Genomic DNA, 14,337 nt, shown 5'->3' with positions numbered 1-14,337 from the left:
GGCGGCGATGCTGTGGATGTGCGGGTCGGCATAGGCCACCGTCGGCGTGCCGGAGCGGAAGAATTTGTGCTGGGCGTCGGCCGCCACGATGCCGGACGTGCCCTGGCCGTAGAATTCGATCTTGTTGGCCTTGGACAGGATGTCCAGCGCCTTCTGGATCTGTTCCGGGTTCAGGTTGTTGCGCAGGTCCAGCAGGGTGTTGATCGAGCGGCTGCAGATCTTGTTGACCAGGTCGGCCGCGAGGTCGTCCTGGTGCGGCTGCTCGTTCAGGCCCGGCAGGGCCAGCGCCAGGCCCTGCGCCAGCTTGAGCTTGAACTCGTGCCAGCCGTCGTAACCCAGCGTGCGGCAGAAGCGCACCACGGTCGGCTCGGACACCTGGGCGCTCTTGGCCAGCGCCGTGATGTTCTGGTTGACCGTCTGCGTCGGATGCTCGAGGACGGCCAACGCCACCTTGCGCTCCGACTTGGAGAGCGAGTCGAGCTGGGTGCGGATCGAATCTAACAACATCGAAGCTTAATCCTCAGGCAGGGCTTCTTCGCGCCACTGCAGGCCGTCGCGGCCGATCAGGGCGGACGAGGCGGCCGGCCCCCAGGTGCCGGCGGCGTACGGGATCGGGTAGCTTTCGTCCGCTTCCCAGTTGTTGAGGATGGGCTCGACCCATTCCCAGGCCGCTTCCAGCTCGTCGCCGCGCATGAACAGGGTCAGCTGGCCGCGCAGCACGTCCAGCAGCAGGCGCTCGTAGGCTTCCATGCGCGGCGATTTGAATTGCTCGCGGAAGTCCAGTTCCAGCTCGGCCTGTTTGAGACGCATGCCGTCGCCGGGCGTCTTGGCCATCAGGTTCATGCGCAGGCCTTCGTCCGGCTGCAGGCGGATCACCAGCGAATTCGGTTGGAAGCTGTTGGTCGGCTGGTTGAAGATCGAGTGCGGAATCTGCTTGAAGCGCACCACGATTTCCGCCAGGCCGTCGGCCATGCGCTTGCCGGTGCGCAGGTAGAACGGCACGCCGGCCCAGCGCCAGGTGTCGATTTCCGCCTTCATGGCGACGAAGGTCTCGGTGCGCGAATGTTCCGGCGCGTCCGGCTCGTCGCGGTAGCTCGGCACCGCCTTGCCGTCGACGTGGCCGGCGCGGTACTGGCCGCGCACGATGTTCTGTGCCAGCGTGGTCGGGGTGAATTTTTTCAGCGAGCGCAGCACCTGCAGCTTGGCGTCGCGCACGGCGTCCGGCGCGATCGAGGTCGGCGGCTCCATGGCGACGATGCACAGCAGTTGCAGCAGATGGTTTTGCAGCATGTCGCGCAGCGCGCCCGAGGTGTCGTAGTAGCCCATGCGGTTGCCGACGCCGAGTTTTTCGGCGATGGTGATCTGCACGTCGGAGATCCATTCGCGGCGCCACAGCGGCTCGAACAGGATGTTGCCGAAGCGCAGCGCCAGCAGGTTCTGCACGGTTTCCTTGCCCAGGTAGTGGTCGATACGGTAGATCTGCGATTCCTCGAACACCTTGCCGACTTCCGCGTTGATCTGCTTGGCCGAGGCCAGGTCGCGGCCCAGCGGCTTTTCCAGCACCACGCGCGAATTCGGCGTGACCAGGCCGGCCGATTTCAGGTTCTCGCAGATCTGCGCGAAGATCGCCGGCGGGGTGGCCAGGTAATACACCTTGGTGATGCTGTCTTCCTGGCGCAGCGCCTGCGCCAGGTTCTGGTAGCTGGCGGCGTCGGTGGCGTTCAGCGACACGTAGACGATGCGCGCGGTGAAGCGCTGCCACACGGCCGGCGTCACGGCCGGCGATTTGATCAGCGGCTTGGAGGTGGTCTCCACGGTCTGCAGGAATTCTTCCTGGCTGGCCTCGGCGCGGCCCACGCAAATGATGCGCGCGGTCGGCGGCAGGTCATTGGCCACATCGCGTGCGTACATCGCGGGCAGCAGTTTGCGCATCGCCAGATCGCCGCTGCCGCCAAACAGAACCAGATCAAAATCGGAAAGAGCCATAGTGTGAAATCGTCGCAAAAAAAGTGCCGTAAGAATGCCGCGCGCAGCACGCGGCCACCAGTGTAAATTTACTACTTATAAGAGCGGTTTGCAAGAAAATTTACTACATTCGCCTATGGCAGGCCGCCGCCGACGGCCCACCAGTGTTGCGCGGCGGTCGCACGGCCGGCGGCTCAGCCGGGGTTTTATTTCCACTCGGAAAAATCGAGCGTATAATGAACCAACCAACTTCAGCATGCGCTCCCCACGCGTACCGCGCCCGACTGCGCGGACCTCGCCGGATTACCTGCATGCGCCGCCACCACGCGGCACCGCTGACATTCCGGCCCGCTCCCCGCCGTCTTCCGACACAAATTATAAGCTGGCCCGCGCTCGCGTGCTGCCGCGCAGTTGGCTAGGAGTTACTCATGACAAATCGACACGACCCTTTACGGGCCATCGCGGTACAGGCCGACAAGCTGATGCTCGGCGTGCTGTGGGCGCTGCAGCTGTTCTCGCTGGCACTGGCCGGCCTCAACGACACCTGGCTGCTGGCGCTGCTGGTCGGCCTGCCGGCCGCCGGCATGGCGACCGCGCTGCACCTGGGCGCACCGGGCGCGGCGCTGACGCGCTGCGTGATCGCGGCGGCGGTGATGGTCTTCGCGGCCTTGAACATTCACCAGGCGGCGGGCCTGACCGAGCTGCATTTCGGGATTTTCGTGTACCTGGCGTTTCTGCTGGCCTACCGCGACTGGAAGCCGATCGTGGTGGCGGCCGGCGTGGCGGCGGTGCACCATCTGAGTTTCCACTATCTGCAGGAATGGGGCTACGGCGTGATGTGCTTCACCCGCCCGCAACTGTCGACGGTGTTCATCCACGCCGCCTACGTGGTGGTGGAATCGGCGGTGCTGATTTTCCTGGCCACCATCCTGCGGCGCGCCGCCATCCAGGCCGGCGAACTGGAAAGCATCGTCTCGGCGCTGGCGGCGATCGAAGGCCGTATCGACCTGTCGGCAACCGTCGCCAGGCCGCGCAGCCGGCTGGCGCGCTCGCTGGTGGAGATGCTGGTCACCATGCGCGACACCATCGCCGGCGTGCGCGACGGCGCCGACACGATCGCCGGCGCCTCCGGCGAAATCGCCCAGGGCAACGCCGAACTGTCGCGCCGCACCGAGCGCCAGGCCGGCAGCATCGAGCAGACGGCGGCGTCGATGGCGCGGCTGGCGGTCACGGTGCGCGCCAATAACGAAAGCGCGCGCCAAGCCAATGAGCTGGCGCAGAGCGCGTCGCAGATCGCGCTCAAGGGCGGCGAGGCGGTGCGGCAGGTGGTCAGCACCATGGGCGAGATCAGCGCCTCGTCGCGGCAGATCGTGGACATCATCTCGGTCATCGACGGCATCGCGTTTCAGACCAACATTCTGGCGCTGAACGCGGCGGTGGAAGCGGCGCGCGCCGGCGAGCAGGGACGCGGCTTCGCGGTGGTGGCGTCGGAAGTGCGCACGCTGGCGCACCGCTCGGCGGCGGCGGCCAAGGAAATCAAGGCCTTGATCGGCAATACCGTGCAGACGGTGGAAGGCGGCAGCCGCCTGGTCGATGAAGCCGGCGCCACCATGCTGGAAGTGGTGGACAGCGTGCAGCGCGTGACCGCCATCATGGGCGAGATGAGCAACGCCAATCAGGAGCAGAACGAAGGCATCGAGCGCATCAACAGCGCCATCGTCGAATTCGATGAAAACACCCAGCATAACGCGGCGCTGGTGGAAGAGGACGCGGCAGCGGCCGACGCGCTGGCGCAGGAAGCCCAGCATCTGGCGCGGCTGGTGTCGGCCTTCAAGCTGGAAGCGGGCGTCGCCGCGGCGCTGCCGGGCGGCCGTCCGCAGGCGCAGCTGCCGGGGCGGCATCTGCGCCTGGCCGGCGCCTGATTACTCGCGGTAGGCCGGCTCTTCGCGGCCGGCGACATCCATGCTGATCGCCAGCAGTTTGCCGCTCAGCGGATACTGTTCCAGTTCCGGCGCCGGCCGCGCGCCGGCGCTGGTGACGTACAGCGTGCGCAGATCCGGCCCGCCGAACGACGGCATGGTCGGGCAGCGCACCGGCAGCGCGATCTGGTCCAGCAGCGCGCCCTGCGGCGACAGCTTGACGATGCGCGCGCCCTCGAACATCGCCACCCAGTAATTGCCTTCGCTGTCGACGGCGGCGCCGTCGGGACGGCCGCCGTAGTTGTTGGCCTTATCGGCCGAGAACTGGTGCAGCAGGCGCTGGTTGTCCACGGTGCCGCTGGCGGCGTCGTAGTCGTAGCGCGAGACGCGGTGGGCGGCGGTGTCGGCGTGGTACATGGTCCGCTGGTCCGGGCTGAAACCGAGGCCGTTGGAGTTGGTCATGCCGCCCGACCAGGCCTTGCGCAGTTCGCCGCGTTCCAGCACGTACATCTCGGCGGCCGGCTTGTCGCGCGGCTCGTAGATGGTGCCGACCCAGAAGCGGCCGGCCGGATCGACGTGACCGTCATTGAAGCGGGTGATCGCCATGTCGTACGGCGCGGCGGCGATGCTGGTCAGCCGCACCTCGTCGCTGCCGGTGTTCAGGTGCGCCAAGCCGCTGCGCATGGCGACGATCAGGCCGCCCTGGTCGCTGATGGCCAGCGCGGCCGGTTCGCTGTCCAGCTTCCACGCGCGGTGCGCGCCGCTGGCCGGATCGAGCCGGTGCACGGTGAAGGCCGGGATGTCGACCCAATACAGCGCCTGCTCCTGCGCATGCCACAGCGGGCACTCGCCGGTCTGCATGACGGCGTCGTAAGCTACCTGGATATCGTGTTTGCTCATATGTGTTGCGCCGCCTTCGCCATGAAGATCAGGCCATTGGTGGAGCTGTCGTGGCGTTCCGGTTTCACCTCGCCGGTCAGTTCGGCCTGGATGTTCTTGGCCAGCACCTTGCCCAGCTCCACGCCCCACTGATCGAAGCTGTTCAGGTCCCAGATCACGCCCTGCACAAAGGTCTTGTGCTCGTACAGCGCGATCAGCGCGCCCAGCGTGGTCGGCGTCAGCTGATCCATCAGGATGGTGTTGGACGGACGGTTGCCGGGGAAGGTCTTGTGCGGCACCAGCGCCTCGACCTCCGCCTCGCTCAGGCCTTGGCCGGCCAGGTCGGCGCGCACCTCGTCGGCGGTCTTGCCGGTCATGAAGGCTTCCGACTGCGCGAAGCAGTTGGCCAGCAGCGCATCGTGGTGGCCGGCCAGGTCGTGGGTGGCGCGCAGGGCCGCGATGAAGTCGATCGGCGTCACGTCGGTGCCTTGGTGTAGCAGCTGGAAGTAGGCGTGCTGCGCGTTGGTGCCGCACTCGCCCCAGACTACCGGGCAGGTGACGGTATCGACCTCGGCGCCGCCGCGGGTGATGCGCTTGCCGTTGCTCTCCATGTCCAGCTGCTGCAGGTAGGCCGGGAAGCGGTTCAGGTCCTGGTGATACGGCGCGATCGACAGCGAGGACGCGTCGAGGAACTGGCGGTTCCAGAAGCCGACCATGGCCAGCAGCACCGGCATGTTCTGTTCCAGCGGCGCTTCGCGGAAGTGTTCATCCATGGCGTGCGCGCCGGCCAGGAAATCGGCGAAGTAGCCGAAACCCACCGCCAGCGCCACCGGCAGACCGATGGCCGACCACACCGAGTAGCGGCCGCCCACCCAGTCCCAGAACGGGAACATGTTGGCGGTGTCGATGCCGAACGCCGCCACCGCCCTGGTGTTGGTGGACACGGCGACGAAGTGGCGCGCCAGGTCGCTTTCCTTGCCGCCGTTGCACAGGAACCAGTTACGCGCGGTGCCCGCGTTGAGCATGGTCTCGGCGGTGGTGAAAGTCTTGGAGGCGATGATGAACAGCGTGGTCTCCGGATCGACCCTGGCCAGCGCCGCGTCCATGTCATGGCCGTCGACGTTGGAGACGAAATGCATGTTCAGGCGCGGATGCGCGTACGAGCGCAGCGCCAGCACCGCCATCTTCGGCCCCAGGTCGGAACCGCCGATGCCGATGTTGACCACGTCGGTGATGGCCTTGCCGGTGTAGCCGGTCCAGGCGCCGCTGCGCACCCGGTCGGTGAAATCCTTGACCTGATCCAGCACCGCGTGGACGTCGGCGGTGACGTTCTGGCCGTCCACGGTCAGGTCTTTGCTTCGCGGCAAACGCAGGGCCGTGTGCAGCACGGCGCGATGTTCGGTAAGATTGATCTTCTCGCCACTCAGCATGGCGTCGCGCTGGCGCTCCACGCCACGCTCGCGGGCCAGGTCCAGCAGCAGCTGAACGGTGGTGGCATCCAGCCGGTTCTTGGAATAGTCGAGGAACAGGCCGGCCGCGTCGACCGTGAATTTGGGGAAGCGCTGCGCGTCGGCGGCGAACAGCTGGCGCAATTGCCAGTGTCTGGCGTCGGCGGCGTGGGTGGCGAGGGCTTGGAAGCTGGCGGTGGAGGTCAGGGCAGGCTGGCGCATAGGTTGGGCGTCGTGATCTGTGTAAGATGAGGAAGGATGTCGGAATGATACAGGAAAATCCGGTAAATTCACTACGAATCCGATCAGGAAGCGACTATTTTATCACTTGGCGGGCGACCCGCGGCGCCCCTCGCGCGCCGGCCTGCATTATAGAAAAGCCGGTCGGCTGGCGAATTTTGTAGTAAAATTTCACGGAATTCATTCATAAGGAACGATCATGGCGTTGCATCCAGTCCTGGAAACTGTCACCAACCGCGTTATTCAGCGCAGCAAGCCTTCGCGGGGCGCCTACCTGGCGCACCTCGAAGCCGCCCGCGTCAAAGGCCCGCAGCGTGGCACGCTGGCCTGCACCAACCTCGCGCATGGCTTTGCCGCCTTCCCCGCCAACGACAAGCTGGCGCTGAAGGAAATCAAAAAGCCGTCGGTGGCGATCGTCTCGGCCTACAACGACATGCTGTCGGCGCACCAGCCGTTCGAGCGTTTCCCTGAAATTATCAAACAAGCCGTGCGCGAAGTCGGCGCGGTGGCGCAATTCGCCGGCGGCACGCCCGCCATGTGCGACGGCGTGACCCAGGGCCAGCCGGGCATGGAACTGTCGCTGTTCTCGCGCGACGCCATCGCCATGGCCACCGCCGTGGCGCTGTCGCACAACATGTTCGACGCCGCCCTGTACCTGGGCGTGTGCGACAAGATCGTGCCGGGCCTGCTGATCGGCGCGCTGCACTTCGGCCACCTGCCGGCCGTGTTCGTGCCGGCCGGCCCGATGACCACCGGCCTGTCGAATTCCGAAAAAGCCAAGATCCGCCAGCTGTACGCCCAGGGCAAGGTTGGCCGCGCCGAACTGCTGGAAGGCGAATCGCAGTCCTACCACAGCGCCGGCACCTGCACCTTCTACGGCACCGCCAACAGCAACCAGATGCTGATGGAAGTCATGGGCCTGCATCTGCCGGGCGCCGCCTTCATCACCCCCAACACGCCGCTGCGCGATGAGCTGACCAAGGCCGCCGCCCAGCGCGCCGCCGTGATCACCGACCAGGGCGGCGAATACCTCCCGGTCGGCCACGTGGTGGACGAGAAGGCCATCATCAACGCCATCGTCGCGCTGCTGGCCACCGGCGGTTCCACCAACCACACGCTGCACCTGGTGGCGATCGCCAAGGCGGCCGGCATCGTGATCGACTGGAACGACTTCGACGAGCTGTCGAAGGTGGTGCCGCTGCTGTGCCGCATCTACCCGAACGGCGAAGCCGACGTGAACCACTTCCACGCCGCCGGCGGCACCGGTTTCGTCATCCGCGAACTGCTGGACGCGGGCCTGCTGCACGACGACGTCACCACCATCCTCGGCAAGGGCCTGCGCAAGCACTGCGCCGAGCCGTTCCTGGGCCAGGGCGCGCCAGGTAGCGAGGGCGTGGTGTTCAAGGACTCGCCGGCCGAATCGGCCGACGAGAAGGTGCTGCGCAAGCACGGCAACCCGTTCTCGGCGGACGGCGGCATGGTGCTGGTGCAGGGTAACCTGGGCCGCGCCGTGATGAAGGTCTCGGCCGTCAAGCCGCAGCACCGCACGGTGGAAGCGCCGGCGCTGGTGTTCAACTCGCAGGAAGACTTCATGGACGCCTACAAGGCCGGCCAGCTGGACCGCGACTTCGTGGCCGTGATCCGCTTCCAGGGCCCGCGCGCCAACGGCATGCCGGAACTGCACGCGCTGACCCCGGCGCTGGCCAACCTGCAGGACGCCGGCCGCAAGGTGGCGCTGGTGACCGACGGCCGCATGTCCGGCGCGTCGGGCAAGGTGCCGGCGGCGATCCACGTGTCGCCGGAGATCCTGGCCGGCGGTCCGCTGGGCCTGGTGCGCGACGGCGACATCATCAAGGTCTGCGCCGAAACCGGCACGCTGGAAGCGCTGGTGGAATCCAAGGTCTGGCATGCGCGCGCAATGGCGCATGCCGACATGTCGGTCAACCAGATCGGCATGGGCCGCGAACTGTTCTCCATGTTCCGCAACAGCGTGTGCGAAGCCGAGAAGGGCGCCACCACCTTCCCGCTGCCGTCGCCGATCGGCACCACCGTGGGCCTGCACGACAAAGACCCGGTCGGCAATACCGTGCCGGGTTCCGACGAAGATTTCTCGACCAAGAAAGAAGCCTGATATGACTCTGCTCGACATTATGCGTACTTCGGCCGTGATCCCGGTGATCGCGATTGACGAACCTGAACATGCGGTCCCGCTGGCGAAGGCGCTGGTGGCCGGCGGCATCCGCGTGCTGGAAGTGACGCTGCGCACCCCGCACGGCCTGGGCGCGATCAAGGCCATGACCGCGGTGGAAGGCGCGATCGTCGGCGTCGGCACGCTGACGCAGCCGGAAGAATTCGCCGCCGCGCGCGATGCGGGCGCGGTGTTCGGCGTGTCGCCGGGCCTGACGCCGGCGCTGATCGCCGCCGCCAAGAGCAGCGGCCTGCCGCTGCTGCCGGGCGTGATGACGCCGTCGGAAGTGATGGTGGCGCGCGAGCAGGGCTTCAAGCAGCTGAAACTGTTCCCGGCGGTGCCGGCGGGCGGCGTCGGCATGTTGAACGGCATCGCCGGTCCGCTGCCGGACGTGACCTTCTGCCCGACCGGCGGCATCTCGATCGAGACCGCGCCACAGTTCCTCAAGCTGAAGAACGTCGCCTGCGTCGGCGGTTCCTGGCTGACGCCGAAAGACCTGATCGCTAACGGCGAATGGGACAAGATCACCGAACTGGCCAAAGCGGCCAGCAGCCTGCGCGGCTAACAGCAGGAACGGCGCTGCGGCGCCGTTTTTTTATGGTGTGCCTTCAGTCAGCAGCTTCGCCATGCGAAGCTGCCAGTCAGGGCCACTGGCTTTCCAGCGTTCGATTACGTCAGTGGCCAGCTGTAGCGAGATATCGACTGTGACTGGTGCGCCGCTGCTGAGATGAATTTTGGTCACGCGTCCCGCCTGTCCGGCGCGCATTTGCCTGACCGACTCCAATAAGTCTTGCTGAAATTTTTCTTTTTCAGATGGCATTTTCGATTTCCTTTCGCAGCCTGGCCAAAAAATCGGCGGGCAGCTTATCCAATCTGGACTTTGTGTAGACGATCAGTAACCAGATAACTCCATTCGCTGCGCAAAAATAAATAACGCGGGCGCCGCCACGCTTGCCACGGCCGGGACGCGACCAGCGCACCTTGCGGCATCCTCCGCTGCCGGGAATCACGGTGCCTGCCTGTGGATGCGCTGCAATCCAGGTGATGAACTCAACACGCTCAGCATCATTCCATATCTCGGCCGCAGAGCGGATAAACACATCCGTTTCAACAACGGTGCGCATGTGCTGATTTTACGCGCAAAAAAAGGATTGTCATCAATGCCTCCTTGAAGTAAATGCTTCATAGGATGGTATTGACGACTGGAGTAGGCGTATTGATCTGCCTAAGGATCTTTGCTGAATACTTTGGCGTCAGAAGGTAGCTGAACCCACGCGTGGCGGCGGTTGTCGTAGATGGAGACGGTCGGCGGTGGGAATTGCGGGTCGGCGAAGGCGCCGACTGCGACGCTGACTTTGTCGTCGTAGCCGATCTCTGTGTGATACACGGTGCTGCCGCACACCGGGCAGAAGCGGAACAGGAATTGCGCGCCCTGGTCGCCGGTGCGCAGGTATTCCGTCGCCCTGCCGTTCACCGTGTAAGGCGCGTTGAAACCGGCCAGCGCGGCAAACACGCTGCCCGTCCGGCGCTGGCACGCCAGGCAGTGGCAGATGCCCACGCCGCGCGGCTCGCCATGCACCGTGATGCTCAACTGGCCGCAGCTGCAACTGGCCGTCCGTGTCTTCACAGGGTTCTCCTTTCAGATGCTCGCCATGATGTGCTCACGCAGCCATTGGTGCGCCGGATCGCGGTGCGCGCGCTCGTGCCACAGCATGGCCATGTCGTAGCCCGGCACTTCCAGCGGCGGCGCCACCGCGCGCAAGGCGGCATTGCCGCGCATCAGCCGTTCCGGCAGCATCGCCACCAGGTCGGTGCTGAGCAGCGCCGAAATCACGAACAGGAAGTGCGGCACCGAGAGTACCACGCGCCGCCTCAACCCGGCCTGCGCCAGTGCCTGATCGGTGACGCCGCTGAAGCCGCCGCCATCCGGCGAGACGATCACGTGTTCCAGCTCGCAGAACTGCTTCAGCGTCGGCTTGCGCTTCAGGCGCGGATGCTGCGCGCGCGCGGCGAGGACGTAGCGTTCATGGAACAGCAGCCGGTGACGCATGCCCGGCGGCGCTTCCTCGCCGGTATGCAGGGCCAGGTCGATGATGCCTTGCTCCGCCTGCCGCGCAATCCGCGGCGGCGCCAGTTCCAGCACCGCCAGCCGCGTGCCCGGCGCTGCGGCGCGCAGCCCCGCCATGGCCGGCAGCACGACGGTGGATTCGCCGTAATCGCTGGCGGCCACGCGCCAGGTATGCGTGGCGCCAGCCGGATCGAAAGGCGCTTCGACGGCGATGGCGTGGCCCAGCGCCTCCAGCGCCTGTCGCAAGGGCTCGCGCAGCGCCTCGGCCCGCGCGGTCGGCCGCATGCCGCGCGGCCCGGGCAGCAGCAGCGGATCGCCGAACAGTTCGCGCAGCCGGGCCAGCTGCACGCTGATCGACGGCTGCGACAAATGCAGCCGCTGCGCCGCGCGTGTGACATTGTGCTCGGCCAGCAGCACGTCCAGCGTCAGCAGCAGGTTCAGGTCCATGCGGTGAAGATTATTCATGACTATAGCTGGTATCCGGGGAATTCATTTCCACTATACCTGAGTGCTGGCTATGCTGAGGTTTTTCGGAGCCCATCAACATGAATATCCTGATCGTCTACGCCCATCCCGATGCGCATTCGCTGAATGCCGCCCTCAAGGACTTCGCCGTCGCACGCCTGCAAGGCGCCGGCCACACGGTGCGGGTCTCCGACCTGTACGCCATGGAATGGAACGCCACGCTGCAAGCGGCCGAGATTCCCGAACAGGTGCATCACCGCGCGGATATCCTGCGCGAGCAGGAAAAACTGCTGTGGGCCGACACGGTGATCTTCCAGTTTCCGCTATGGTGGTTCTCCATGCCGGCCATCATGAAGGGCTGGGTGGAGCGCGTCTATACCTACGGCTTCGGCTACGGCGTCGGCGAGCATTCCGATGTGCGCTGGGGCGATCGTTATGGTGAAGGCACGCTGGCCGGCAAGCGCGCCATGCTGATGGTGACGGCCGGCGGCTGGGAGCCGCACTACAGCCCGCGCGGCATCAACGGCGCCATCGAGGATCTGCTGTTCCCTATCCATCATGGCATCCTGTACTTCCCTGGCATGGCGGTGCTGCCGCCATTCCTGGTCTATCGGACCGGCACGATGGATGAGGCGCGCTTTGCGGCGGTTCGCGAGCAGCTGGGACAGCGTCTCGATACGCTGGCGACCACGGCGCCCATCCCGTTCCGCCAGCAGAACGGCGGTGATTATCAGATCCCCGAGATGACGCTGAAAGAGGATATCGCGCCCGGGCGCAGCGGCTTCGCCGCGCATCTCGTCTAACCGCCCATCTTGTTGTAGATCGTGCCGCGCCAGCGCGCGGTCTTGCGGCCGCAGTGCATTTCGAACTGGTCGCCGTCCCTGGTTTTCATCGCCTCGAAGTGGTTGATGGCGATCAGGGCGGCATCCTGCAGCGCGCCGCCTTCCGGGATCTGCCGCGGCAGGGGTTTGTCCTCGATGTGCAGGATGTACTCCACTTTCTTGGCCGAGACATTCTCGTCGAACCAGATCACCACCTCGATGTGGTCGTCTTCATGCTCGGCTTCGGCGAAGCAGCGGCCGTGGCGCTTGGTCTGAAATTTGAACCGCATCGGTGTCCTCCATGTGGGCGGAATCAGCCTAGCATGGAACACCGCCTTTCAACTCAGGAGTGTTGTAAGCGCATGCGCAGGCCGATCGGCGACATGGTGAAACCCATCAATTCCTCCGGCTCGTCGCCGTCGGCGGTGGCGATCGACTGGATCTCAAAGCTTGACAGCAACATGGCCGTGGCCAGCTTGATTTCCAGCAGCGCCAGATAACGTCCGGGACAGGTGCGCACGCCGGCGCCGAACGGCATCGAGACATGTTTGTCGAGCGCCTGATCGCCGCGCCGCAGCCAGCGCTCGGGATCGAACTCCGCCGCCTGCGCCACGTGCTGTTCCGATACGCTGTCGTTGCGCATCACGCACCAGACCAGGCCATGCTTGGGCACCCGCACGTCGCCCACCACCGTATCGCGCAGGGCTTCCAGCGGGATGAAAGGCGCCACCGGTTTCAGACGCATGGCTTCCTGGGCGCAGGCGTCGATGTAATCCAGCGCATCCATTTGTTCGACAGAGAACAGCTGCGGATCGGGCGCCACGCGCCTGACCTCCGCGCGCGCCTTGGCCATGGCGGCGGGGTGCTGATGCAGCAGGTAGAGCATCCACGCCAGCGTGTTGCTGGTGGTGTCCTCGCCGGCCAGCAGCATGGTGGTGACGTTGCCCGCCACGGCCCGGTCATCGACGCCGCTGCCGCCTTCATCGGCCGCGCAGATCATCGCTTCCAGCAGATTCGCCGGCCGTGCGCGGCGTGCCGGATCGGCGCTCAGCCGCGCGCGGGCGGCGGCGATCAGCAGGTCCACTTCGCGGTTGAGGGCCGCGACGCTGGCGTCCAACAGGCGGTCCTGCGGCAGCCGGACGTAGCGCCAGTACGGGAACAGCGACATCGAGCGGCGCGCCACGGCCGGCAGTATCACGTCCATGTGGCGCTGGATCACATCCTCGCCGCCGTCGATGGTGTTGACTTCGGTGCCGAAGGCCAGGCCGGCGATGATGTCCACGCTGTAGCGTTTCAGATCTTCCGCCAGATCGATGTCGCCAGCGACCTGCCGCCAGCGCTGCCGCAGGCGCAGCGCCACCGACACCAGCGACGGAAAGTAAGCCTTGACGGCATGCGGTGACAGCGCCGCCATCACCATGCGCCGCTGGTCGCGCCACGCCGCGCCTTCCGCCATGAAGACGCCGGGACGGCCGCCCATTTCACTGGATATCGCTTCCGTGATCGACGGCCGGCGGAAACCGTCCGGCCGGTCGCGCAGCACGGCGTTGACCAGTTCATGGCTGGCCACCACCAGGATCGGCGTGTTGCCGAAGCTGATCCTGAACAACGGGCCGTATTGGCGGCTCCACGCCTCGACATCCTGATGCCGGCGCAGCGGCGTCATCTGCGGCAGGTTGCCGGCCAGCGGCCACGGTTGCGGGCCGGGCAGATCGCGCATGTGGCGCGGGGCGGTGTCAGCGGCGGCGATCGTGGTCTGCATAACGGGCTCCTGTCTCGATGGTAGCCTCAGTGTGCGGCGGCGGACGGCGGAAGTATTGAACGTTTCCGACATCCCGCTTTGGTTTACACTAGGTGCATGGAACAGCCCACCCGCCTGATTCTCCCGCGCAAGAGCCTGGCGTCCTGCGTGCGCGCCTGCATCGTCCGCAGCACGGTGGAGGCGCCGTTGCGCGAAGCGGGCGACCGTTACAACCATTATCCGGCCACGCCGCACTGTTCGATCACGTTTTACATCGAGGGCGAAGCGCAGGTGGTGCAACCGGCCGGCGCGCCGCAGCAGCGCATCCGGGTGGTGTTCTGCGGGCCGCAAACGCGGCCGCTGACCACCTACAATCCCGGCCCCGTACGGATGCTGATCGTGATGCTGTACCCGCAGGCGCTACACGCGCTGAGCGGCGTCGATGTCTCGGCCTGGGTCGACCGCTGGGCGCCGGTGGCCCAGTTGGGCGCGGCATGGCAGGCATGGGCGGAGACTGTGCTGGCGGCGGGCAGCGACCCGGCGCGGCTGGCGGCGGTCGAAGACTTCCTCGAAGCGCGCTGGCAGGCGGCGCGGCCCGACGGC

At 66.0% G+C, this 14,337-nt stretch carries 15 protein-coding genes; 5 read left to right on the top strand and 10 right to left on the bottom strand.

Translation table 11 applies throughout. The features are described from left to right. The coding region (locus tag E4L98_RS16275; RefSeq protein WP_503826141.1) for a MurR/RpiR family transcriptional regulator at positions 1 to 507 on the bottom strand (507 nt) is incomplete at its 3' end. A gap of 6 nt (positions 508 to 513) precedes the next feature. Further along, positions 514 to 1,986: a glucose-6-phosphate dehydrogenase gene (gene zwf / locus E4L98_RS16270; RefSeq protein ID WP_135202601.1), complete on the bottom strand. Its 1,473-nt coding sequence runs from the start codon at positions 1,984 to 1,986 to the stop codon at positions 514 to 516. Between the two features lie 407 nt (positions 1,987 to 2,393). On the opposite strand from zwf, the gene E4L98_RS31180 reads away from it, so the two are divergent. Continuing rightward, complete coding sequence (locus tag E4L98_RS31180) at positions 2,394 to 3,887, top strand: methyl-accepting chemotaxis protein (RefSeq protein WP_135202600.1); 1,494 nt, start codon at positions 2,394 to 2,396, stop codon at positions 3,885 to 3,887. Here E4L98_RS31180 and E4L98_RS16260 read toward each other — a convergent pair whose 3' ends face one another. Both E4L98_RS16260 and pgi read right to left on the bottom strand, forming a co-directional pair. Further along, positions 3,888 to 4,784: an SMP-30/gluconolactonase/LRE family protein gene (locus tag E4L98_RS16260; RefSeq protein WP_135202599.1), complete on the bottom strand. Its 897-nt coding sequence runs from the start codon at positions 4,782 to 4,784 to the stop codon at positions 3,888 to 3,890. Then, complete coding sequence (gene pgi / locus E4L98_RS16255; protein ID WP_135202598.1) at positions 4,781 to 6,433, bottom strand: glucose-6-phosphate isomerase; 1,653 nt, start codon at positions 6,431 to 6,433, stop codon at positions 4,781 to 4,783. The genes E4L98_RS16260 and pgi overlap by 4 nt, the downstream gene beginning before the upstream one ends. Before the next feature lie 217 nt (positions 6,434 to 6,650). Here pgi and edd point away from each other — a divergent pair, with 217 nt between their 5' ends. Together edd and eda are read left to right on the top strand one after the other, a co-directional pair. Beyond that, positions 6,651 to 8,582 carry a phosphogluconate dehydratase gene (edd, locus tag E4L98_RS16250; protein WP_135202597.1) on the top strand — a complete coding sequence of 644 codons (1,932 nt, stop codon included), beginning with the start codon at positions 6,651 to 6,653 and terminating at the stop codon, positions 8,580 to 8,582. Position 8,583: 1 nt separating this feature from the next. Beyond that, positions 8,584 to 9,204, top strand: a complete 621-nt coding sequence (eda, locus tag E4L98_RS16245; protein WP_135202596.1) for a bifunctional 4-hydroxy-2-oxoglutarate aldolase/2-dehydro-3-deoxy-phosphogluconate aldolase — start codon at positions 8,584 to 8,586, stop codon at positions 9,202 to 9,204. Between the two features lie 30 nt (positions 9,205 to 9,234). On the opposite strand, the gene E4L98_RS16240 is transcribed toward eda, so the two are convergent. The 4 genes from E4L98_RS16240 to E4L98_RS16225 form a co-directional block, all read right to left on the bottom strand. Further along, the gene (locus E4L98_RS16240; protein ID WP_167761349.1) at positions 9,235 to 9,459 is read right to left on the bottom strand and encodes a BrnA antitoxin family protein; all 225 of its coding nucleotides are present in this window, start codon (positions 9,457 to 9,459) and stop codon (positions 9,235 to 9,237) included. Next, a complete protein-coding gene (locus tag E4L98_RS16235; protein WP_135202595.1) occupies positions 9,449 to 9,763 on the bottom strand; it encodes a type II toxin-antitoxin system RelE/ParE family toxin in 315 nt (104 codons plus the stop codon). The genes E4L98_RS16240 and E4L98_RS16235 overlap by 11 nt, the downstream gene beginning before the upstream one ends. Positions 9,764 to 9,864: 101 nt before the next feature. Continuing rightward, on the bottom strand, positions 9,865 to 10,266 hold the full coding sequence (locus E4L98_RS16230; protein ID WP_135202594.1) for a GFA family protein: 402 nt from the start codon (positions 10,264 to 10,266) through the stop codon (positions 9,865 to 9,867). A gap of 12 nt (positions 10,267 to 10,278) precedes the next feature. Then, positions 10,279 to 11,172: a LysR family transcriptional regulator gene (locus E4L98_RS16225; RefSeq protein ID WP_135202593.1), complete on the bottom strand. Its 894-nt coding sequence runs from the start codon at positions 11,170 to 11,172 to the stop codon at positions 10,279 to 10,281. An 80-nt stretch (positions 11,173 to 11,252) separates the two neighbouring features. Between E4L98_RS16225 and E4L98_RS16220 the strand changes: the two genes are divergently transcribed. After that, positions 11,253 to 11,975, top strand: a complete 723-nt coding sequence (locus E4L98_RS16220; RefSeq protein ID WP_135202592.1) for an NAD(P)H-dependent oxidoreductase — start codon at positions 11,253 to 11,255, stop codon at positions 11,973 to 11,975. Here E4L98_RS16220 and E4L98_RS16215 read toward each other — a convergent pair. Together E4L98_RS16215 and E4L98_RS16210 are read right to left on the bottom strand one after the other, a co-directional pair. Further along, complete coding sequence (locus tag E4L98_RS16215) at positions 11,972 to 12,283, bottom strand: hypothetical protein (RefSeq protein WP_135202591.1); 312 nt, start codon at positions 12,281 to 12,283, stop codon at positions 11,972 to 11,974. The genes E4L98_RS16220 and E4L98_RS16215 overlap by 4 nt on opposite strands. Positions 12,284 to 12,336: 53 nt before the next feature. Next, a complete protein-coding gene (locus tag E4L98_RS16210) occupies positions 12,337 to 13,755 on the bottom strand; it encodes a cytochrome P450 (RefSeq protein ID WP_135202590.1) in 1,419 nt (472 codons plus the stop codon). Between the two features lie 96 nt (positions 13,756 to 13,851). Here E4L98_RS16210 and E4L98_RS16205 point away from each other — a divergent pair. Further along, a partial coding sequence (locus E4L98_RS16205; protein ID WP_371857237.1) for a DUF6597 domain-containing transcriptional factor occupies positions 13,852 to 14,337 on the top strand: 486 nt, incomplete at its 3' end.

Source organism: Duganella callida, assembly GCF_004614165.1.
Taxonomy (GTDB): domain Bacteria; phylum Pseudomonadota; class Gammaproteobacteria; order Burkholderiales; family Burkholderiaceae_D; genus Rugamonas; species Rugamonas callida.
Note: the sequence above shows the minus strand (reverse complement) of the source record. Positions and strands in the feature narration are given on the sequence as shown.

What these genes read in the sequence shown, in the direction of transcription:
- zwf (WP_135202601.1), bottom strand. Translation starts at nt 1,986, where the DNA reads ATGGCTCTTTCCGATTTTGATCTGGTTCTGTTTGGCGGCAGCGGCGAT.
- E4L98_RS16260 (WP_135202599.1), bottom strand. Translation starts at nt 4,784, where the DNA reads ATGAGCAAACACGATATCCAGGTAGCTTACGACGCCGTCATGCAGACC.
- E4L98_RS16210 (WP_135202590.1), bottom strand. Translation starts at nt 13,755, where the DNA reads ATGCAGACCACGATCGCCGCCGCTGACACCGCCCCGCGCCACATGCGC.
- eda (WP_135202596.1), top strand. Translation starts at nt 8,584, where the DNA reads ATGACTCTGCTCGACATTATGCGTACTTCGGCCGTGATCCCGGTGATC.
- E4L98_RS16215 (WP_135202591.1), bottom strand. Translation starts at nt 12,283, where the DNA reads ATGCGGTTCAAATTTCAGACCAAGCGCCACGGCCGCTGCTTCGCCGAA.
- edd (WP_135202597.1), top strand. Translation starts at nt 6,651, where the DNA reads ATGGCGTTGCATCCAGTCCTGGAAACTGTCACCAACCGCGTTATTCAG.
- E4L98_RS16220 (WP_135202592.1), top strand. Translation starts at nt 11,253, where the DNA reads ATGAATATCCTGATCGTCTACGCCCATCCCGATGCGCATTCGCTGAAT.
- E4L98_RS16225 (WP_135202593.1), bottom strand. Translation starts at nt 11,172, where the DNA reads ATGAATAATCTTCACCGCATGGACCTGAACCTGCTGCTGACGCTGGAC.
- E4L98_RS16240 (WP_167761349.1), bottom strand. Translation starts at nt 9,459, where the DNA reads ATGCCATCTGAAAAAGAAAAATTTCAGCAAGACTTATTGGAGTCGGTC.
- E4L98_RS31180 (WP_135202600.1), top strand. Translation starts at nt 2,394, where the DNA reads ATGACAAATCGACACGACCCTTTACGGGCCATCGCGGTACAGGCCGAC.
- E4L98_RS16235 (WP_135202595.1), bottom strand. Translation starts at nt 9,763, where the DNA reads ATGCGCACCGTTGTTGAAACGGATGTGTTTATCCGCTCTGCGGCCGAG.
- pgi (WP_135202598.1), bottom strand. Translation starts at nt 6,433, where the DNA reads ATGCGCCAGCCTGCCCTGACCTCCACCGCCAGCTTCCAAGCCCTCGCC.